General features: G+C 47.1%; 23 protein-coding genes. All 23 read right to left on the bottom strand.

Annotated features, from left to right (window positions below):
- Nucleotides 1–38 precede the first annotated feature (38 nt).
- Nucleotides 39–1,724, bottom strand: coding sequence for a DNA repair protein RecN (gene recN / locus M1K58_RS03015; protein WP_256757181.1), 1,686 nt, complete (start codon nucleotides 1,722–1,724; stop codon nucleotides 39–41).
- A 30-nt stretch (nucleotides 1,725–1,754) separates the two neighbouring features.
- A complete protein-coding gene (gene ahrC, locus M1K58_RS03010; RefSeq protein WP_256757180.1) occupies nucleotides 1,755–2,204 on the bottom strand; it encodes a transcriptional regulator AhrC/ArgR in 450 nt (149 codons plus the stop codon).
- Nucleotides 2,201–2,668 (bottom strand): hypothetical protein, encoded by a 468-nt coding sequence (locus M1K58_RS03005; protein ID WP_256757179.1) that lies wholly within the window; start codon nucleotides 2,666–2,668, stop codon nucleotides 2,201–2,203. The genes ahrC and M1K58_RS03005 overlap by 4 nt, the downstream gene beginning before the upstream one ends.
- Before the next feature lie 243 nt (nucleotides 2,669–2,911).
- Nucleotides 2,912–3,757 (bottom strand): TlyA family RNA methyltransferase, encoded by an 846-nt coding sequence (locus M1K58_RS03000; protein WP_256757178.1) that lies wholly within the window; start codon nucleotides 3,755–3,757, stop codon nucleotides 2,912–2,914.
- Nucleotides 3,757–5,652, bottom strand: a complete 1,896-nt coding sequence (dxs, locus tag M1K58_RS02995) for a 1-deoxy-D-xylulose-5-phosphate synthase (RefSeq protein WP_256757177.1) — start codon at nucleotides 5,650–5,652, stop codon at nucleotides 3,757–3,759. Before dxs ends, M1K58_RS03000 begins: the two co-directional genes overlap by 1 nt.
- Before the next feature lie 169 nt (nucleotides 5,653–5,821).
- Complete coding sequence (locus tag M1K58_RS02990; protein WP_256757176.1) at nucleotides 5,822–6,733, bottom strand: polyprenyl synthetase family protein; 912 nt, start codon at nucleotides 6,731–6,733, stop codon at nucleotides 5,822–5,824.
- A gap of 26 nt (nucleotides 6,734–6,759) precedes the next feature.
- Complete coding sequence (xseB, locus tag M1K58_RS02985) at nucleotides 6,760–7,005, bottom strand: exodeoxyribonuclease VII small subunit (RefSeq protein WP_256758215.1); 246 nt, start codon at nucleotides 7,003–7,005, stop codon at nucleotides 6,760–6,762.
- 31 nt (nucleotides 7,006–7,036) lie between these two features.
- Nucleotides 7,037–8,398, bottom strand: a complete 1,362-nt coding sequence (gene xseA / locus M1K58_RS02980; RefSeq protein ID WP_256757175.1) for an exodeoxyribonuclease VII large subunit — start codon at nucleotides 8,396–8,398, stop codon at nucleotides 7,037–7,039.
- A gap of 14 nt (nucleotides 8,399–8,412) precedes the next feature.
- Entirely contained in the window at nucleotides 8,413–9,264 is an 852-nt protein-coding gene (gene folD / locus M1K58_RS02975) for a bifunctional methylenetetrahydrofolate dehydrogenase/methenyltetrahydrofolate cyclohydrolase FolD (protein ID WP_256757174.1), read from the bottom strand.
- A gap of 2 nt (nucleotides 9,265–9,266) precedes the next feature.
- On the bottom strand, nucleotides 9,267–9,722 hold the full coding sequence (gene nusB, locus M1K58_RS02970) for a transcription antitermination factor NusB (RefSeq protein WP_256757173.1): 456 nt from the start codon (nucleotides 9,720–9,722) through the stop codon (nucleotides 9,267–9,269).
- A 192-nt stretch (nucleotides 9,723–9,914) separates the two neighbouring features.
- Complete coding sequence (locus M1K58_RS02965) at nucleotides 9,915–10,145, bottom strand: DUF2273 domain-containing protein (protein ID WP_256757172.1); 231 nt, start codon at nucleotides 10,143–10,145, stop codon at nucleotides 9,915–9,917.
- A 14-nt stretch (nucleotides 10,146–10,159) separates the two neighbouring features.
- Nucleotides 10,160–10,723: an alkaline shock response membrane anchor protein AmaP gene (amaP, locus tag M1K58_RS02960; protein WP_256757171.1), complete on the bottom strand. Its 564-nt coding sequence runs from the start codon at nucleotides 10,721–10,723 to the stop codon at nucleotides 10,160–10,162.
- Nucleotides 10,724–10,936: 213 nt separating this feature from the next.
- Nucleotides 10,937–11,344: an Asp23/Gls24 family envelope stress response protein gene (locus M1K58_RS02955; RefSeq protein ID WP_256757169.1), complete on the bottom strand. Its 408-nt coding sequence runs from the start codon at nucleotides 11,342–11,344 to the stop codon at nucleotides 10,937–10,939.
- Between the two features lie 113 nt (nucleotides 11,345–11,457).
- Complete coding sequence (gene accC / locus M1K58_RS02950; RefSeq protein WP_256757167.1) at nucleotides 11,458–12,843, bottom strand: acetyl-CoA carboxylase biotin carboxylase subunit; 1,386 nt, start codon at nucleotides 12,841–12,843, stop codon at nucleotides 11,458–11,460.
- A gap of 19 nt (nucleotides 12,844–12,862) precedes the next feature.
- Nucleotides 12,863–13,348, bottom strand: a complete 486-nt coding sequence (gene accB / locus M1K58_RS02945; RefSeq protein ID WP_256757166.1) for an acetyl-CoA carboxylase biotin carboxyl carrier protein — start codon at nucleotides 13,346–13,348, stop codon at nucleotides 12,863–12,865.
- A 232-nt stretch (nucleotides 13,349–13,580) separates the two neighbouring features.
- A complete protein-coding gene (locus tag M1K58_RS02940; protein WP_256757165.1) occupies nucleotides 13,581–14,261 on the bottom strand; it encodes a SpoIIIAH-like family protein in 681 nt (226 codons plus the stop codon).
- A 39-nt stretch (nucleotides 14,262–14,300) separates the two neighbouring features.
- Nucleotides 14,301–14,948: a stage III sporulation protein AG gene (gene spoIIIAG, locus M1K58_RS02935; RefSeq protein ID WP_256757164.1), complete on the bottom strand. Its 648-nt coding sequence runs from the start codon at nucleotides 14,946–14,948 to the stop codon at nucleotides 14,301–14,303.
- A gap of 22 nt (nucleotides 14,949–14,970) precedes the next feature.
- Nucleotides 14,971–15,735, bottom strand: a complete 765-nt coding sequence (gene spoIIIAF / locus M1K58_RS02930; RefSeq protein WP_256758214.1) for a stage III sporulation protein AF — start codon at nucleotides 15,733–15,735, stop codon at nucleotides 14,971–14,973.
- 28 nt (nucleotides 15,736–15,763) lie between these two features.
- A complete protein-coding gene (gene spoIIIAE / locus M1K58_RS02925; RefSeq protein WP_372339093.1) occupies nucleotides 15,764–17,014 on the bottom strand; it encodes a stage III sporulation protein AE in 1,251 nt (416 codons plus the stop codon).
- Nucleotides 17,015–17,033: 19 nt separating this feature from the next.
- A complete protein-coding gene (gene spoIIIAD / locus M1K58_RS02920; protein WP_256757162.1) occupies nucleotides 17,034–17,423 on the bottom strand; it encodes a stage III sporulation protein AD in 390 nt (129 codons plus the stop codon).
- Nucleotides 17,424–17,432: 9 nt separating this feature from the next.
- Nucleotides 17,433–17,636 (bottom strand): stage III sporulation protein AC, encoded by a 204-nt coding sequence (gene spoIIIAC / locus M1K58_RS02915; protein ID WP_256757161.1) that lies wholly within the window; start codon nucleotides 17,634–17,636, stop codon nucleotides 17,433–17,435.
- A 38-nt stretch (nucleotides 17,637–17,674) separates the two neighbouring features.
- The gene (gene spoIIIAB, locus M1K58_RS02910; protein WP_256757160.1) at nucleotides 17,675–18,202 is read right to left on the bottom strand and encodes a stage III sporulation protein SpoIIIAB; all 528 of its coding nucleotides are present in this window, start codon (nucleotides 18,200–18,202) and stop codon (nucleotides 17,675–17,677) included.
- On the bottom strand, nucleotides 18,195–19,340 hold the full coding sequence (spoIIIAA, locus tag M1K58_RS02905; protein WP_256757159.1) for a stage III sporulation protein AA: 1,146 nt from the start codon (nucleotides 19,338–19,340) through the stop codon (nucleotides 18,195–18,197). Before spoIIIAA ends, spoIIIAB begins: the two co-directional genes overlap by 8 nt.
- Nucleotides 19,341–19,437 lie beyond the last annotated feature (97 nt).

The raw sequence follows: 19,437 nt of genomic DNA, 5'->3' as shown, positions 1-19,437 counted from the left end.
TTGTCAAAAAGCTTCCTTTCATTTGATTTTTCGCGATACTACGCGTTTTTTTGTTGCTGAGCCAAACTAAGCATTTCTTGAGCATGATGGCGGGTTTTTTCCGTCACTTCCACTCCACCCAGCATTCTAGCCAATTCTTCCACTCTCTGAGCCGCTGTAAGCTCCGTTACGGAAGTCTGAGTACGGTCTTGCTCTGTTATCTGCTTGTAGATCTCATACTGGTGATCAGCCATACAGGCGACCTGAGGCAGATGCGTAATCGCGAATACTTGACAGTGGCTCGACAGTAACGACAGCTTCTCAGCGATTGCCTGAGCTGCTCTTCCACTTACGCCTGTGTCCACTTCATCGAACACCAAAACCGGAATTTCATCTATTTGAGCAAAAATCGCTTTAAGCGCCAACATAACCCGCGACATTTCGCCTCCCGATGCAATTTTAGCTAAAGGCTTCGGTGGTTCACCAGGATTTGTGGAGAGAACGAATTCAGCACTATCTGCTCCCGTACTCGTAAGAGCTACTGTACCTAGCTTAACCTCAAAAACAGAACGACTCATTTGTAATTCGGTTAGCTCTTGTTCAATTTTACGCGAGAGAACCCGTGATGCTGATCTTCTTATTGAAGTCAGCTTCTCTGCTTGGGCTTGAATTTCTTTATGCAGAGCTACTTCTTTCGTCGCTAGATCCTTGAGCAGCTCATCCCGATTATCAAGCTGATCCGTTTCACCTTTAATTCGAGCTTGATAATTCAATACATCTTCAATCGTCTCACCGTATTTGCGCTTCAAGCTATGAAGAAGATCTAAACGTTGTTCGATCTGCATGAGACGCTGTGGGTTAAATTCGATGCCTTCTTTGTAGTCGCGTAATTGGAATGCACTATCCTCCACACCGTAATACGAGGATTGCAATTGTTCAACAATCGGTTGTAGCGTCGTCGGATCTACTTTGACAATGTCTTGCAGACGCGTTAAGGCACGTGAAAGTGCTGGTAATCCTTTGGAGCCATATAGAAGATCATAAGCCTCTGTTACGGCATCTGTTAATTTCTCCGCATGGGCTAGTTTGCGTCTTTCATCAGCAAGGGATTCATCTTCTCCCGCTTTAAGCCGGGCAGCTGAAATTTCTTCCAATTGAAAACGATAGAGGTCGAGCATTTGCATGCCTTGACGCGACTTTTCTTCCAGCTCTCTTCGCTCTCTGCTAACCGTTTGATACTGCTGAAACAATTTACGATATGTAGATTTTTCTTCATGGATATCTTCTCCCGCAAAGAGATCCAACCACTCCAAATGCTTATCGGTCCGAAGTAACGACTGATGCTCATGCTGTCCATGGATATTAACAAGATGTTCTCCGATCTCTCTTAGCATCGTTAAGGTAACGCTTTGGCCGTTAATCCTTGCAGATGATTTGCCATGAGACAGCAGCTCACGACGGATAAGCAAGGTTTCTTCTTTGTCCGCTTCGATACCTAAGCGCTGAAGCGTCGCCCAAACGGGATGCTGTCGTGGCAAATCGAATACCGCTTCAATATCTGCTCGATCGCAGCCATGGCGAATCATTTCTGCGGAGCCACGACCTCCTGCTGTTAATGTCAAAGCGTCGATGACGATCGATTTACCAGCCCCAGTTTCACCCGTAAGAACATGAAATCCCGAATGAAAATTAACGGATACATTTTCGATAACTGCTAAGTTGTGGATGGATAATTCCCGAAGCATAAATAGCCTCCTTAATCTCGTCAAGTTAGGTTAGTGCATCATATCGGATATCCGTTTTAACACGTCTTCTCCATGGCTTTTTGATTTACTAATAATTAATGTTGTATCGTCGCCGCCGATCGTCCCAATTATTTCTGGCCATTCCATTCCGTCGATTAAAGAGGAAATTGTACCAGCTGTACCGGGCAAACATTTCAATACAACCAAATTTTCCGCAGCTTCCGCACCAATGAAATGATCAAGCAAAGCACGTTTTAGCTTATGTGAGGGATTGAATCGTTGGTCCTGTGGCAATGAATACTTATATCGACCATCCTCAAGTGGGACTTTAATAAGCTGTAGCTCTTTAATATCACGCGATACCGTTGCTTGCGTAACATGCATCTCTTCCATACTGAGCGCTTCAACTAGCTCCTCTTGCGTTTCAATTTCACGTGTACTAATTAATTCACGAATTTTACGTTGACGTTTCCCTTTCATTCCTCGCCAGCCTCCACTTTGAATCGTACCGTTTTTATTTGCTGTTCCTGAGCAAGAACAATGACGATTCCGTCGCAATCTGGGAACATTAATGCATATACGAGCAATTGTTCACGCAAGCCGCTTGCAGTCCATTCCATAGGCTGTCTCGCTCGCTCGAGCTTTACTAAATAATACTTATCTTCCTTCGTAATCAAATAATCAAAATATAGCCGCGTGGACATAACGGGTCCATCGTCCAGCACAACCCCAAGCGGAATACGGTGTTTACCTGAAAGCACTTCATAGCCATGCTCCTGTAACAGTAGGACAGTATCATCCTGGTCGACTCCACCAGCAAGCGCAAGCTTTCTTAGCCTTGATCCTGGAGGCTCATGCAGCCATCGATCAATTCTTCTAACAACCCACCACACCATAATCCCCGCAGCAGCCAGCATAATAACCCAATCACCGAGCCTATCCATACCGATACTACCTCCTAGATCATTTCGCGAACGGAGGAAAAGCAGGCTGTGTGGACATGTTGTGTTTTGATGCTCTTGCTCTCTTTTCTTTCGAGATTGATGTATGAATTTCCTCTTTAGGGGAACTTGGTTGATCGATTTTAGGTGAAAAAAAAAACCGGAGATGCCACACGACCGGTTCATCTTCTCCGGCCGTTCTTCGGCAGCTCCGGTCAACGGGGCAATCTTATAAAAAAATAATGATCATCGACGGAAGGTCGATCCAGCCTCTTCGACCGTTTGATTTATAAGTTTATCGAGCGCATCGTCTGGGATTTCCGGCAATGGAGTCCCTTGCTGTGACAATTGCCAGTAAGCAAGAAATTCAATGTTCCCTTCTCCACCTGTAATTGGAGAATAGGTGAGACCCTTGAGCTCAAAACCAAGCTTATTCGCGGCTGTCAGCACTTGATGAAGTACGCTGGTGTGCACAGCAGGATCTCTAATGACCCCTGATTTACCCACATGCTCTCTTCCTGCTTCAAACTGAGGCTTGATTAAGGCAACGGTCTGTCCACCTAATTCCAATAAAGTGGCGAGCACCGGCAAAATTAGTCTTAGCGAAATAAATGAGACGTCGATCGTAGCGAAGACGGGTCTTGGTCCTTCCAGCTGCTCCATCGTCATATGTCTGAAGTTCGTACGCTCCAGCACTTGAACTCGTTCATCTTGACGCAAGGACCAATCAAGCTGATTATAGCCAACATCCACTGCATAGACGAATGAAGCACCGTTCTGAAGAGCACAATCCGTAAACCCGCCAGTTGAAGCACCGATATCCAGCATAATGGCATCTTGTAGCTGCAAGTCAAAATGTTTGATCGCTTTTTCCAGCTTCAAGCCGCCTCGGCTGACGTAAGGGTGCAACGAGCCTTTGACCGTTATGGCTGCATCTCTTGGAACCTTAGTCCCTGCTTTATCTACGCTTTCCGTACCAATGAATACAAGTCCGGCCATGATGGCAGCCTTTGCCTTTTCCCTGCTCTCGTAATAACCAAGCTCAAGCAGCAGAACGTCAAGTCGTTCTTTCGTGACTGTTGTTTTTTCCATTAAGTTGCCTTCTGCCTCTTACGTACGGGGAGCGAAGCCAGTTGTTTAGCGATAGCTTCAGCCGTCAGGCCACTTTCCGCACGTTGTTCCTTAATTGTTGCGTGCTCGATGAAAATATCTGGAACACCAGCGATATGAATCGAAGCTGGCTGAATGGATTGTGTTGAATAATATTCGAGGATCGCGCTCCCCATCCCGCCTTGGACAGATCCCTCTTCGACCACGACGAGAGGTAACCGTTCCTTAACAAGGGCTTGAAGCATTTTCTCATCTAAGGGTTTGACGAATCTTGCGTTAATGACCCGAATATTAATTCCTTCACGCTTCAGCAGCTCAGATGCTTCTATTGCAACCTGCACCATCGGTCCGATTGCTAGCACTGCTGCATAATCACCTTCACAAACCGTTTCCCAAGTTCCGATCTCAATCGGAGTCATCTCAGAATCGATGGCCACACCTGTTCCCGCATTACGAGGATAACGAAGTGCGATTGGACCGTCTTCATATTCAACCGCTGTTTTCAGCATATTCCGAAGCTCATTCTCATCCTTAGGCATCATCAGTACCATGTTTGGAATATGTCTTAAGAACGCAATATCATAAACCCCTTGGTGAGTTTCGCCATCGGCTCCAACGAAGCCAGCCCGGTCTATTGCGAAAATCACATTTAGATTTTGCCGACAGATGTCATGGACGACTTGATCGTATGCCCGCTGAAGGAAAGTTGAATAGACCGCAAATACCGGCTTCATGCCTTCCATTGCCATCGCCGCTGACATCGTAGCCGCATGTTGCTCAGCGATTCCGACGTCAAACATCCGATCTGGAAATTTCTCAGCAAATTTCAGAAGACCGGAGCCGCCAGGCATCGCTGGAGTTACTGCAACAATCCGCTTATCTGATTCCGCAAGCTCGATTAAAGTGTTACCGAATACTTCAGTGTACATCGGAGGACCAACAGGCTTAACGACTTGACCTGACTCAATCTTGTAAGAGCCTGTTACGCCATGCCACTTATGAGAATCTTCTTCTGCTGGAGAATAACCTTTGCCTTTCACCGTCAGTACATGTACCAATACGGGTCCATCAACACTGTCTGCTTGTTTGAAGGTTTCCATCAGTTTATTGACATCGTGACCATCAACAGGTCCGAAATATTTCAAGCCAAATTCTTCGAACAGCATACCATCCGGAGCAATGAGGTATCTCAAGCTGTCTTTAACGCGTTCCGCCGTAGTAGCAAGCTTACCACCAATCGCCGGAACTTTACGTAGTAGCCAATCAAGCTCATCCTTAGCTTTACGATAGATCTTCTCCGATCTGACCTTGCCTAAATAATTATGAATAGCCCCCACATTCGGAGCAATGGACATCTCGTTATCATTAAGCACGACCATCAATTTACGTTTCTCATGGCCGATATGATTTAAAGCTTCAAGTGCCATACCCCCGGTAAGTGCACCGTCACCAATGACTGCGATGACTCTGTTGGATTCACCCTTCAGATCACGAGCCAAAGCCATCCCCATCGCTGCGGACAAAGAAGTACTGCTATGACCCGCTTCCCAGACATCATGTTCGCTTTCATTCCGCTTCACAAAGCCGCATAATCCGTCTTTCTGGCGCAACGTATCGAATCTATTTTGACGTCCCGTTAAGATCTTATGCACGTAAGCTTGATGTCCGACATCAAAGATAAATTTGTCCTGAGGACTGTTATACCTATAATGCAACGCCAAAGTGAGCTCAACTACACCCAGATTCGGGGCAAGATGACCTCCAGTAGCAGATAATTTTTGAATTAGGAATTGTCGAACTTCTTCAGCTAACAGAGGAAGTTCGGGTAACGTCAATTTTTTTAAGTCGGTAGGACTGTCGATATGATCGAGCAGCAAGAGATCTTCCCCGCTTTCCCCAAGTGAATATTATCGCTATTATATCATATCCCCAAACAATGCCCAAATTACAACAACATTAGTCTGCAAGTACAATTGATCTCCAAGTTATAACAAACCCCAATCTCATACGAGCTATTCCTCGACACGATTGGGGTGGATGGAACATTTAGTGATCCCTACTTAACAAATAATTTGCAATTTCGATTAATCTATCCGGTGCAGCAAGCCCTGCTTGAAGCAAAGTTTCATTCGCTTCATTCGTTAGCCGAGCAACTCGCTTGCGACTTTCATCCATTCCAAGCAGGAACGGGTAGGTGACCTTCTCCTGACGCTCATCACTCTTCACCGGCTTGCCCAGCTTCTCCGTCGTTCCAGTTAGATCAAGAATATCGTCTTGAATTTGAAACGCTAAGCCAACATTACGACCGTACAAGCCGAACGCATCCAACTGCTTATTATCTGCATCTGCTGCATGTCCACCAGCTCTAAGAGAGAACGCGATCAGATCACTTGTTTTATGTAAATGAATGTTTTCCAGCTGCTCTAATGTGGTGACGCCTTGTTCCCCAAGCATATCTTCCACCTGACCGCCAACCATCCCTTGGACTCCAGCTAATGCAGATAACTCCTGGACGACTGCAAGCACACGCTCTGGAGGAACCCCACTCGCTGCGGCTCTTGTTACAACATGAAAGGCATGCGTCAATAAACCATCACCAGCGAGTATCCCCATGGCTTCACCAAACACTTTATGATTCGTTAATCGGCCTCTACGATAATCATCATTGTCCATGGCCGGCAAATCATCATGAATTAGCGAATAAGTATGGATCATCTCTACAGCGCACGCAAAGGGCAGTGCCCGTTCGGATGCTTGCTCCTCACCTGATACCGCCTGTGATGCTGCCAGCACGAAAATAGGACGTAGCCGTTTCCCTCCAGCTAATAAAGAATAGTCCATCGCTTCCCGAAGCTGAGTGGGAATAAAACCATTTGTCGGAAAGACTGATTTTAGCGCTGTTTCCACTCTTTCACGTTGCTGTTCCAAATATGTATGTATTCCTACCGAAGTTGTCACGTGGTTACCCCTTTGTCTTCCGAAGCTTAATCTTCATCTTTCGTTGCTGCAAAAGGTTTACGTTGCAATCCCGCATCGCCTTCAACCAGCATTTCGATACGGCGCTCCACTTGCTCTAGCTTTTGCCCGCATAATTTGGAAAGAGACATCCCTTCTTGAAAGAGCTCTATTGCGGTTTCTAGAGGCACATCGCCGCTCTCTAGCTTGGATACGATCGTTTCCAAAGTTTCCATTGCCTGCTCGAACGTGATAGCGGGAGTGGTATTGTCGATAGCAGAGCTGTCCGTCGATCCCGAACTCTTCTTAGCCACTTGAGCTTTCCTCCCCGTGAATCCCCCATATTTGACAATCCAATTTCCCATCTCCTAAGCGCACATGGATTAAATCTCCAGGCTGCACTTCTTTAATGGAACGAACTAGAGTTTGCTCTTTCTCATCATAGACTAAGCTGTATCCCCGTGCCATTACTTTAAGAGGACTTAGCGCATCTAAGTGACGAACAAGCGATCCGAATTGATTGTGTCGCTGACGCAAAATTCCATTCATGGAAAGCTCTAAACCATGCGTAGCGGACTTGATACGTTTGCGGGCAAAAGCAATCTGCTGGCTCGGATTAACTGCGTACAGTCTACCATTAAGTCGGGATAGCTTTTCTTTCGATATAGCCGATTGTGCTCGCATTCTGTAGTGCAAAGTATCTCTTAGCCTATCCAATCGTTCAGCCTGAACAAGAAGACTCCGGCGAGGTTGAATAAAGTAAGGGGATCTAGCCGCATGCTGCCAACGTTCCTTGGCTTTATTGAGAAGACCGCTAAGCGATTTCGCCATTTTCTGCTCCAGGTGGACGAGGCCTTGCTTAAGCTCTCCTACGTGCATGACCGCTAATTCAGCTGCTGCCGTAGGTGTTGGTGCTCTCAAATCAGCAGCAAAGTCAGCTATCGTAAAGTCTGTCTCATGACCAACAGCGGATATCACTGGAATAGAAGAGGCTCTAATTGCCCTAGCGACCGCTTCTTCATTAAACGCCCATAGCTCCTCTAAGGAACCACCACCGCGACCAACAATCAACACATCAGCCTCAGCTAGTTCATTCATTGCTTGAATAGCTTTAACAATAGCTGGAGCAGCATTCTTTCCTTGTACCACAACAGGATATAACAGCACATGTACACCCGGATTACGACGCTCTAATGTAATCATGATGTCTCGGACTGCAGCACCCGTTGGTGATGTAATAATTCCTACAGTACGCGGATACTGGGGTAGAGGTCGTTTAACTCCCGCATGAAAAAGTCCTTCAGCGTCAAGCTTCCTCTTTAATTGCTCGAATGCAAGATAGAGACTACCAATCCCATCCGGCTGCATGGCAGTCGCATAAAATTGATACTGCCCATCTCTCTCATAGACAGAGATGCCTCCGCGAGCCAACACCTTCATTCCGTCTTTAGGAGAGAAAGGAAGCCGCTGGTTGTAGGAGGCGAACATGATACATTTAAGTCTTGCGCCTTCGTCCTTCAGCGTGAAATACATGTGACCGCTGGAATGGAAAGTAAAATTGGAAATTTCGCCTCTGAGCCAGATGTCTTGGAGTCCGGAGTCGCCTTCAAGCTTCATCTTAATGAGGCGATTAATATCGCGAATGCTTAACGCGCGCGCCGGTTCCATTCTGTGGCCCCTTTCTATCCTTGAGTGCGTTTAGCGGACTTCAACGTGTTCGCCATTAGCATCGTGATCGTCATAGGTCCTACACCACCTGGAACTGGAGTCACCCAGCCAGCCACGTCGAGTACATCTTCATAATCAACGTCACCGCAAAGCTTGCCATCTGGCAAACGGTTCATCCCTACGTCGATGACAACAGCGCCCGGTTTAACCCATTCCTTCTTCACTAGCTTAGCTACACCTACGGCTACGACTAGAATATCCGCTTGGCGAGCCATTTCCGATAAATTCGGAGTACGGGAATGACAGATTGTTACCGTTGCATTCTCACGAAGCAGCAGCATCGACACTGGTTTACCTACAATATTGCTTCTGCCAATAACAACGGCATGCTTCCCAGCAGGTGCATTCCCCGTTCTCTTAAGCAGTTCGATGACCCCAGAAGGTGTACAAGGCAATAAAGCATCGTCACCGATCATGAGATTACCGACGCTCTCCGGATGGAAGCCATCAACATCCTTTTCTACGGATATTGCATCAATGATTGCTTTCTCTTCGATATGCTTCGGCAAAGGAAGCTGTACCAAAATGCCATGAATATTAATTTGTTTATTGTATTGGTCAATTAAACGAAGGAGCTCGTCCTGTGTTGTTTCTGATGGAACTCTGATCACTTCTGAATAATAGCCAAGCTGTTCACAAGCTTTTGCTTTATTCCTAACATATACTTGAGAAGCAGGGTCTTCTCCAACGAGAATAACAACAAGTCCAGGCGTGATCCCTTGTTGCTTCAACTGCTCAACTTCCTGTCGCATTTCCTCACGGATAGAATCCGAAATCTGTTTCCCGTTAATGATTTGTGCGCTCACGACTAGTTACTCTCCTTTGATTGCTCTTCTTCTCTTTCCCGTAGCATCCGTCCGAGAACACCGTTCACGAACTTCCCATTCTCGTCTAAACCGAAATGCTTGGCGACTTCAATCGCTTCATTGATGACGACCTTAGGGGGTACATCTTGGCAGAATTTTAGTTCGTACACAGCTAATCTTAAAATTTGCCGATCAACTCTAGAAAGACGATCTACTTGCCATCCCGTTAAATAAGCAACAAGACTTTGATCAATAATGTCTTGATTGTCTTGAACTCCTTTAACCAATTCGCGCGTGAAAGCATCGATGCTAGCCAATTCAGCTACATCTGTGCCCATTTCGTTGTCTTGACGTGCTTCTTCCATCACAATATTGACGGCTTCATCACCCGTCACGCCGTTCATCTCTATCTGGTACAGGCTTTGTACCACAATTTCCCTTGCAAGTCTGCGCTTCATGAGTCCTCCTGAATGCTACATATCGTACTAGCTCTGTTTCCTTTATTATGGTGCAAAAAAGCTAAAACCTTACTTTATTCGAACGGAAACAATAAAAAACAAAAAAACCCATGAAGCATCTATTCCATAGGAAGCTGCAGAGCCACCATACGCGCTCCACCGTTCCAGCCTGGGCAAGAACATTCACAGGGATTATCGTGACCAAGGCCAACGGTCCGAAGCCCATTCCGTCAATCTTTCCCACGGAAAAAGCGGTCCCCGTCGTTCATCCTTGTGCTTTCCAATCCAATATCCGATGCCAATGAGCAAAGCGCAGAACAGCATGTCCCAGAATCCACATATTAAATAAATAATACCGAATAAGAGACCCGCCGCAACCCCCGCAATTCTTCCTCCAGAGGTTTCCCACCAGATTCTCCACATAGGCGGTTCTCCCCCTATTCTACACGGCTCTTAAAGCTAGTAGGTGCTTGCGTCACGTTCGCAATGAATACAGAAACTTCCGCAACCGGAATTCCTGTCGCCTCTTCGATCTGCTGCGAAACGGTCCGTTGCATTTCTTCGGACATGGTCGGTATAGATCCTTCTCCATCTACGAAAGCCCGAATGAGAATGCCAAGACCCGCTTCCGATACCCTTACACGTGCTCGTAAGTCTTTAACTCCGCGTGTACGTGAAGCTGCCTTCAGTGCAAGATTCTCAACCGTTTCCACAGAGATCCGAATATCTCCATGCTCTGTTCGTTGGGTAATAGAAGGAGCAGAATTGCCATCACGACGAATGGAGACGATAAAAAATCTGACGCTGATTAGCATTACAAGAATAGCAACACCAATGACAGACCCCTGTACGACTTTTACGTCGCCCGTAAAATCTGAAACGACATCCATAAGCCAACTCTCGGAAAATCCGCCGCTTGCTGCAATGATAGCGACAATCGATGCGATCCCAATCGCCAAACTATACAAAAATAAAAGCAGCCTGTCCAACACTTTAATCAACGTAAGAGCCCTCCCAGTTCCCTCATAGAGGGAGTTCAAAAAGTCATCCTTTTTATCACGAAGCTAACAGGAACTCTCTTACAGAGTAAATGTCCTCTATGATTGCGAAAAGGCCTCTGCGAGAGTTCCCTGAAGGAAATTCTCGTCAGAGGGCCATCATCAGCAGACCAGAGGTTATGTCGCTACCGCACCATTCAGGACGCGGTTACGTCATTATCGGACACGTACATTCGTCTCATCTTCTTCAGCCTTCTCGCCCGCTTTGAAGTGAACATCGTGTATATGTACGTTAACTTCTACAACATTAAGCCCGGTCATCGTCTCGATGGAGCGTTTGACATTACGTTGAATTTCCATTGAAATTTCCGGTATCCGACGTCCATACTGAACAATGATCGATACGTCAACAGCAGCTTCACGTTGTCCGACCTCCACCTTCACGCCCTTGGACAGGTTTTTACGTCCTAATAGTTCAGCGATTCCAGAGGAAAGCCCGCCACTCATGCCTGCAACGCCATCGATTTCCACAGTCGCGAGACCGGCAATCACTTCAATGACTTCCGGAGCGATCTCAATGGTGCCCATTTCTGTACGTTCATAATCCGGTGCTATCGTTTCCATGCCTAGTTCCACCTCCACTTACCCGGACCAAATCTGAGTAAGTCCGAGCACTTGCCTTCACTACTTATAAATATAGCATTCTCTGATTATTATGACAAACGCTTGGCCAGAAATTATCTCGAGAAGCCGTTATCTGTTGTTGCTTCACTTTCGCCATTAATATCATGGTCTTCAAGGAACATAATATCGAAAGTGCCTTTGTTAAAAATCGGATGATTCATGAGCTTCGTATGGAAAGGGATCGTTGTCTTAACGCCCTCAATCATAAATTCACTCAATGCCCGACGTGTTCTAGCAATGGCTTCTTCACGAGTAGGTGCCCATACGATCAGCTTGGCGATCATTGAATCGTAATGAGGGGAGATGACATACTGCGGGTAAGCAGCGCTGTCCACCCGAACACCAGGACCACCAGGCGGTAAATAGAAGCCGATGCGTCCAGCCGAAGGCATGAAATTACGTTCGGAATCTTCCGCATTAATCCGACACTCAATAGCCCAGCCGTCAAATTTCACGTCCTCCTGTTTGAAGGAAAGCGGTGCTCCCTCGGCGACGGAAATCATTTCTTTAATCAAGTCGATTCCCGTAATCATTTCCGTAACGGGATGCTCCACCTGAATCCGAGTATTCATTTCCATAAAGTAGTAATGACCATCTGGTCCAAGCAAGTACTCAATCGTGCCTGCTCCTGAATAATTAACAGCACGAGCAGCCCTAACTGAAGCCTGACCCATACGTTCGCGAAGCTCAGGTGTCATGATCGAGCAAGGTGCTTCCTCAACAAGCTTCTGGCGACGACGTTGCACAGAGCAATCCCGTTCACCTAGATGCACGACATTACCGTGCTTATCAGCAATAATTTGAATTTCAACATGCTTCATTCCCGTTAAATACTTCTCGAGATAGACACCCGCATTTCCAAAAGCCTTTTCAGCCTCTTGCTGCGCTGTCGTAATCTCACGAATAAGCATTTCCTCATTTTCCGCAATCCGAATACCGCGTCCTCCGCCACCAGCCGTTGCTTTTATAATAACGGGGTAACCAATATCACGCGCCACGCGAATAGCATCATCTAGATCTTCGAGCAAGCCGTCAGATCCAGGAATAACAGGAACATCCGCATCTTTCATCGTTTGCTTAGCAACTGATTTGTCGCCCATTCGGCTAATGGCAACCGAGGAAGGACCAATAAAAGTAATATTGCAAGTTTCGCAAATGTCCGCGAAATCAGCATTTTCAGAAAGGAATCCGTAACCCGGATGGATAGCATCGCATTCCGTCAAAGTTGCAACGCTCATAATATTTGTTAAGTTCAGATAGCTGTCCTTGGACGCTGTTGGTCCAATACAATAGGCTTCATCAGCCAAACGTACATGCAATGACTCTCGGTCGGCTTCGGAAAACACCGCTACCGCGGTAATACCCATTTCCCGGCATGCGCGGATAATTCTTACCGCGATTTCACCACGATTGGCTACCAAAATCTTATTAAATTTCAAGTTAAAATCCTCCTCGGGATTATTCCGGCTTAACTAAGAATAGCGGTTGGCCGAATTCGACGAGCTGTCCGTTCTCCACGAGAATGTCCACGATCTCACCCTTTATTTCAGCTTCCAAAGGATTCATCAGCTTCATCGCTTCTAAGATGCACACAACCGTCTTGTCTGAAACCTTATCGCCGATGTTAACAAATGATGAAGCATCAGGGGATGGAGAACGGTAAAAAGTGCCCACCATCGGAGATTCGATGCGATGGAACTTGGAAGTGTCTGCTGCTTTCTCTTCCAGAACGGGAGCGGCAGGAGCAGCATTAGGTGCTTGCACAGCTGTCTGTACTTGTGGCAGGTATGTATGAGAAATTTGGGGTGTTTGCACATTAACGACTTCAGTGCGACCCGGTTTGCGAATGGATAATCGCATACCTTCGTTCTCAATTTCCAATTCATGTACAGTAGTTTGGTCTACCAATTTGATCAATTCTTTAATTTCACTCAGCTTAAACATCTCGGTCACTCCTTGATTCGGGATTCCCCGTATAGAGAAAGCTTGTTCGATCCCACAACGGAACTATTATACCATAATCGACCGAAATGGAAAGAGTTATGCGCTTTCTATTAGGAGCAATCGTATGCAAAACCTTGCATTACAAGTAAAAGGACTATCCAAGAGTAGACGAAACCTACTCTTAAGATAGTCCCTCAGGGTGACTGGAGATTACCTTTTAATGCTTTCAGCCTTACTGTACATATTGTACTGAGATCAGATCTGGGGTTACTTTAAGCTCTTTCGTTGCCAGATCCATAATGCTGATCGCTTGTTTCTTATCCATCTTTTCACTCAGAACGATGACTTTGAATTTGTCTGCTTCTTCAGATACGACTGCATTGTCATAGTCCTTAAGCAATATTTCCTGGAGGTGCGTAATCCGTGTATCCAAGTCCTCAAGACGGTTCAACTGCTCCGCAGCGTTAATACTCTCTTCTTGGCTCACCTTATTGTTCGCCATGATAGCTGAGAATTCTTCCATTTTTTTGCTCGTATTTGTTAGACGCTCTAGCGCCTTTTCATCAAGTAGAGCGTTCCCTTTGGAATTGTTGATCCCTTTAATAACAGCTTCATCTTCAGGGGAAATCCCTTTTGAAGTCGCATCTGTTTCGTTGGTATTCTCGGCAACGGTTCCATTCGTCTTACCATCCACCTGAACGCCAGTTAGCTCGTCAGTTGCCTGATCGACTTCCGAAATAATGACTCCTTCTGCATTTGTAACAGTTGATTTCCCCTCATTCAGCAGCTGTGCGGCTTCCTTGTCGTTAACTTTGTTCGTCGGAGCATCCTCGGTAAATAAGTAGAAGGCAGACAATACGACCATCAAGCTCAGCATCGATACTAACCAAATGGTTTGACGTTTGTTGTTCATGTTTCCATTCCTCCTGGGATAATAAAATTTGATTTGTCATTAAGTTTTACGCGGCACGACAGAAATCCGATGAATCGGTACGTCGAGACCACGGGAAACTGCTTCAGCAATAAGCTTGTGCACGGTAGCATTCTCGGCCCCTTTAGCAACAATGAGGACGCCACGTATCCGCGGTTTTATTTTTTTCACGACAATAGGAGACTGGCTACCTGATACTTCGTACAACACAACCTGGCCATCCTTCGTGATATCGGTAATATGTCTCTTGGCACCGTTTCGATCGGTCTCATCTGTAATGGATGACATCATCTTCTCATTGAGTTGGACGACTGTTTCCTCCGTCGAATCGACCGTGACCATGATATCTGCAGTGCCGACACCTACCATTCTTTCCAGCAGCTCCTTCAGCCGTCCCTCATACTCGGATTCAATATCGGCAAAGGTTGTGCCCTTCCGTTCTTCATTGCCCAAGAAAGCTTCTTGCTGCGGAATATCTTCATCTCGAGGCGGAGAGAGGTCAGGTTCTTTGGCAGGATCCACCGTTTTGACATTCATCAGGGAAGCCGCTAGCAGCATGGCTGCACCGATCAATCCGATCAGCACAAGCCACCGGAATGCTTTAATTCTTCGCGGTCCGCCCGAGCCCCCACCGATGAACGATTCCAGTTGCTGTAGCCATTTAGCCATTTTGCACCCCCTCTGATCTTCTTCATTTTTCTACGTCTACCGCAGGTACTTTCACTTCGACGATGTTAGTCGCAATTCCGAAACGACTTGCGATCAAAGCCGACACACGCAAGCGTGTCTCACGGTCTATTTGCTTCTCAGGCTCCTGGTCTGCATCCGCGATTACGGCTTGGTCCGATTGTTGTTCTAGAGTTGATTCAGATGCAGATTCGGATGTGGGTCCTGTTGATGTCTCCTGATCCTTCGGCCATTGTTCAACTTCGATGTGAATATCAACCTCCGCGATCGGTTCTACTTCTTTATGGGAAGAAGATACTGAGCTGCTAGACGATCGAGCAGACTCGGGCTCAAGCAAGATGACGACCTTCGCAACCTGCAGAGAATCATCCTTGCCACGCTCTAGTTTGATATCCACCTTGCGCACACCGCGTTGCTCGCTTTGCTCCACTTCACTACGAATAGCGGCTTCGAGCTTAGCGGACACAAGCTGAGCAGCTTGATCGTTATGCTTATTACGAAGCTTCGCTCCCTCTTCTTCGATCATAGCCAATTGCTGGCTCGCTCGTTGTGGCGAATGCTCGACTACGTCAAGGCTAGCGGTAAGCTTGCTAGTGAAATCACCCTTCATCCATTGCAGGATCGGTGTCGCTAACGTCATAAGAATGAACAATCCAGCAACGAGCCGAACATATCTCTGCATTGTGCGATTCGGTAGGATCAAATCAATAAGCGACGCAAGCAAGATAACGGCGATAATCTGCCTGAGCCAATTGGACAATCCGTCCATCAACCCCAACGGGCGCTCACCTCCCTTGTCAGCGGATCATGAGTGCGGCGTTGCCGGCAGTTAGAATTATCGTAACGGCGAGGAAAAACATCAACCCCACCGAAGCCAATGCCGCAAATACATAGATTAGAGTTTTGCCGATCGTCTGGAGGCAGTGAACGATGGGGGTGTCTCCCAACGGCTGCATCACAGCACCTGCAAGATTGTAGATAAGCGCTAGAGTTAATATTTTCAGCGCGGGAAAGGCACAAAGGAACAATAAAACAATGACCCCGGTTAACCCCACCGCATTTTTAACGAGTAAGCTAGCCGACATGACGGTGTCCGTTGCATCTGAGAACATTTTCCCAACGACAGGTACGAAATTTCCGGTTACGAACTTAGCTGTTCGAAGCGCGACTCCGTCCGTTACCGCTCCTGTAGCGCCTTGCACTGACAGCACTCCGAGAAATACGGTCAGAAGAACCCCGAGCACACCAATGCCAATATTACGCAGCAGGTTTGCTAGCTGAGTCGCCTTATAACGTTCTGTTATCGCACTCACGAGATGTAGAACAGCCGAGAAGAACAACAAAGGAAATACGACAAGATGTACGAAGGTTCCTACCGTATGAATCATGAACACAATCAGTGGATGAAGTACAGCTACCGATGCAACTCCCCCAGTGCCTGCCAGAAGAGTAAGCAATAATGGCACCATCGCCAGCATGAATTGCACCATGCTTTCGATTGCATCACCTGCATAAGAAGTTGCTGTACGGAAGCTATTGACCGCCAAGATGATGAGTACCATATAAGAGATTCCATAAGCGACTTTACTTACTGCATTGCGTTCGAATGCACTCTGCATCGTCTCAAGCAGCATCGTAAACACCGTAAGCAGCACGATTGTCACTAATAGCTTGCCGCTGTAGAGGACTTCATGCAGGAAAAATTTCGCGAGACCGATGAACGCCTGACTTACGCTAAACCCATTCCCATCAGGGAACATGAGCTGACGAAGCTCGGGCAGCTTTCCTTCTGGAAAATACCCGCCATATTGTCCCTTCAGATCAGTCCAATATTTCTGAATTTGACCCAGCTCAACGTCCTCGCTTTGCTGCTTGGCCAATCCCCCTGATAGAGAGTCAGGCTCGTTAATCCCTTGTTCAGTCAAAGTGGGTTCTGGAGCACCTTTCTCCGCGAATACAAGGGAATCCCCCATCATTAGGAAGAACATAAGCATGAACAGCAGGATCATGAGTCGTTTCTCTATTCCCGTCTGCCAGAGCATGTTCATTCCTCCCGTTCAGCTTCCGTCAGGTCGGTAGCAAATTCAGCACCGTTTCGACGATGACGCTGATGATGGGCACTGCCATGACCAGAATAAGCATTTTGCCAGCGAATTCGATTTTCGATGCGATGCTTTCAAGCCCTGCGTCTTTGACGATTTGCGCTCCGAACTCTGCAACATAGGCAATTCCGATGATTTTTAGCATGGTCTTGAGATACACCGTAGGAATGCCTGAGCGATCCGCTAGTTCATCCAGAACAGAGATGACATCATCGATTTTCCCTACGAAAGCTAGAAAGATCGCAACACCAACAAATACGGCTAACAAATAGGCGAACATCGGCTTTTGTTCTCGGATGATAAGAATGAGTACAGTTGCTAGAAACCCAATCCCGACGATCTGGAGAATATCCACCCGCTTCACCTACTGGAACAGGAATATCGTCTTGATTTCCTGGAATAAATCATTAAGCATACGAACGACCATGAACAGTACGACCACGAACCCGATCAAAGTCACCCAATGCGCCATATCTTCCTTGCCCATCTGTTTCAGCACCGTATGAATCATTGCCACAATGATGCCGATGCCGGCAATTTGGAATATGGTGCTGATGTCGACGTTCATCGCTATGGCCTCCTAACTGTTCCTCCAAAATACACCAACTATATGATCAGAATGACGACTAAGGCTGCTCCAAGCATCCCCAAGCTTCGGCTCAGCTTCTCATACCGATTCTGATCGTCACGCGCCGCCGATTCTTCCACCTGCAGTTGAAGGGTCGTTAGGCGAATATGCTTGAGCTGATCTTCCCGTCCACTTCGTCCTAGCGTTGAGCCAAGACGGAGCATGGCTTCTTTTTCCCCTTTTTTCATCGCTGTTTCCGGCCAATGAGCGTTAATGGCTCTCTCCCAGCATTCTCTTACGGTTTCTCCTGATTCTGCTGAATCCTTCATGAGCGACTTGGAAATGTTCGCGAACAGATCGGACAAGGGATAGGGAACCATCCCAGAAATCCGCATTAGCGCTTCTGGCAGATGGGTTTGGCCATAGCTGATTTCCGTTTCCAGTCGCTGAAGCGCATGGAGCAGTCCACGAATTTGTCGCGGTCTTGCAGCAAAACGTGCTGCTTGCAGAAAGCCGATCATCGTACCGGCGAATAGCACGAGTATGATTCCCGCGAACTTAAGCATCCTCGAATCCCCTTAGCCCATCCCCATTAGGCGATCTAATGACCGGCATCTGTCTAGCTTTAACTGTAACTTGAGTAGGCGTAGGTGCGACTGCACTCGTTATCGGAAGCTTGGGATGGATAGGAGACGGAGCATCCCTTGGGGTTGCCCCTATCGTACGGCTATATCGACGTGATTTTTCATGCATTGCCTCCTCAGCCGTAACAATCCGATGCTCCACTTTCTTGCCAGCTCGAGACAAGAACACATAACAGTCAAATACTCCGTCCTCTGCAAGCTTGGCAAGCACCGGCCTTGCAAGTACGTCAGATAAGTTCGTAGCATGTGCTGTAGCTAACACACGCACGCCCGCGTGAATGGCTTCATAGATGGCTTCTGCATCCTCAGGACGACCAATCTCATCTGCGACAATAACTTCTGGAGATAGGGATCTAAGCATCATCATGATCCCTTCTGCTTTAGGGCATGCATCAAGCACATCAGAACGAGGACCCAGATCGAAGGTAGGAACTCCTCTCTCACTGGCGGCAATCTCCGAGCGTTCATCCACGATCCCGACCTTCCGACTTCCCCAATCACGCGCTGCTGGATGATGCCACTCTCCTGAACTAAGACAGCGAGCTAAATCACGTATGAGTGTTGTTTTCCCTTGTTGCGGCGGGGAGACGATTAAAGTGTGGCGGATCGTTCTTGCCTTGAAGTCTAGTAAGCCAGGCAACACCTCAGAACCGAATCCGATACGAGCACGAGCGATCCGCACATTAAATCCTGCGATATCTCGCAGGTGAGAAACGATACCTTTGTCCAGAATCGTTCGTCCCGCGAGACCAATGCGATGTCCGCCTGGTACTGTGACATAGCCTCGTCGAAGCTCCTCTTCTACCGCGTAGATAGAATGGTTTGTTACTCGTTCCAGTAGTGCTCGGCATTGTTCTTGGCTAGCTACAAATGCCTCTTTGTAGTGCTCCGTTAGTGTCCCATCTTCGCGAACAAACGAATACGTACTACCATAGCTGATCTCTAGAGCCCGATTTTCACGTATTCGGATCTCTTCCAACGACTCTCTAGCAAATGCCGGAATTCGTTCCAGCACTAGACGCAAGGTTGTCGGGAACAGTTCCATCAAAGGCTGCGGCAACTAGGTCCCCCCTTTCCGTCGGAAGTTGTCCTATGCTGTTTCATATGTATGCTCGGACCACCAGAATATGCCTGCTTGGCCGAACGGAATGAACAAG

It is taken from the genome of Cohnella sp. WQ 127256 (genome assembly GCF_024519285.1).
Classification (GTDB): Bacteria; Bacillota; Bacilli; order Paenibacillales; family Paenibacillaceae; genus Cohnella.
Note: the sequence above shows the minus strand (reverse complement) of the source record. Positions and strands in the feature narration are given on the sequence as shown.

Bases quoted from the DNA above. Each gene is read 5' to 3' on its own strand.
- M1K58_RS03000 (WP_256757178.1), bottom strand. From the start codon at position 3,757: ATGGAAAAAACAACAGTCACGAAAGAACGACTTGACGTTCTGCTGCTT.
- spoIIIAE (WP_372339093.1), bottom strand. From the start codon at position 17,014: ATGAACATGCTCTGGCAGACGGGAATAGAGAAACGACTCATGATCCTG.
- accB (WP_256757166.1), bottom strand. From the start codon at position 13,348: ATGTTTAAGCTGAGTGAAATTAAAGAATTGATCAAATTGGTAGACCAA.
- M1K58_RS02940 (WP_256757165.1), bottom strand. From the start codon at position 14,261: ATGAACAACAAACGTCAAACCATTTGGTTAGTATCGATGCTGAGCTTG.
- ahrC (WP_256757180.1), bottom strand. From the start codon at position 2,204: ATGAAAGGGAAACGTCAACGTAAAATTCGTGAATTAATTAGTACACGT.
- xseA (WP_256757175.1), bottom strand. From the start codon at position 8,398: ATGGAACCGGCGCGCGCGTTAAGCATTCGCGATATTAATCGCCTCATT.
- M1K58_RS02965 (WP_256757172.1), bottom strand. From the start codon at position 10,145: ATGTGGAGAATCTGGTGGGAAACCTCTGGAGGAAGAATTGCGGGGGTT.
- M1K58_RS02955 (WP_256757169.1), bottom strand. From the start codon at position 11,344: ATGGAAACGATAGCACCGGATTATGAACGTACAGAAATGGGCACCATT.
- recN (WP_256757181.1), bottom strand. From the start codon at position 1,724: ATGCTTCGGGAATTATCCATCCACAACTTAGCAGTTATCGAAAATGTA.
- spoIIIAG (WP_256757164.1), bottom strand. From the start codon at position 14,948: ATGGCTAAATGGCTACAGCAACTGGAATCGTTCATCGGTGGGGGCTCG.
- nusB (WP_256757173.1), bottom strand. From the start codon at position 9,722: ATGAAGCGCAGACTTGCAAGGGAAATTGTGGTACAAAGCCTGTACCAG.
- spoIIIAB (WP_256757160.1), bottom strand. From the start codon at position 18,202: ATGCTTAAGTTCGCGGGAATCATACTCGTGCTATTCGCCGGTACGATG.
- spoIIIAF (WP_256758214.1), bottom strand. From the start codon at position 15,735: ATGGACGGATTGTCCAATTGGCTCAGGCAGATTATCGCCGTTATCTTG.
- M1K58_RS03005 (WP_256757179.1), bottom strand. From the start codon at position 2,668: ATGGATAGGCTCGGTGATTGGGTTATTATGCTGGCTGCTGCGGGGATT.
- spoIIIAC (WP_256757161.1), bottom strand. From the start codon at position 17,636: ATGAACGTCGACATCAGCACCATATTCCAAATTGCCGGCATCGGCATC.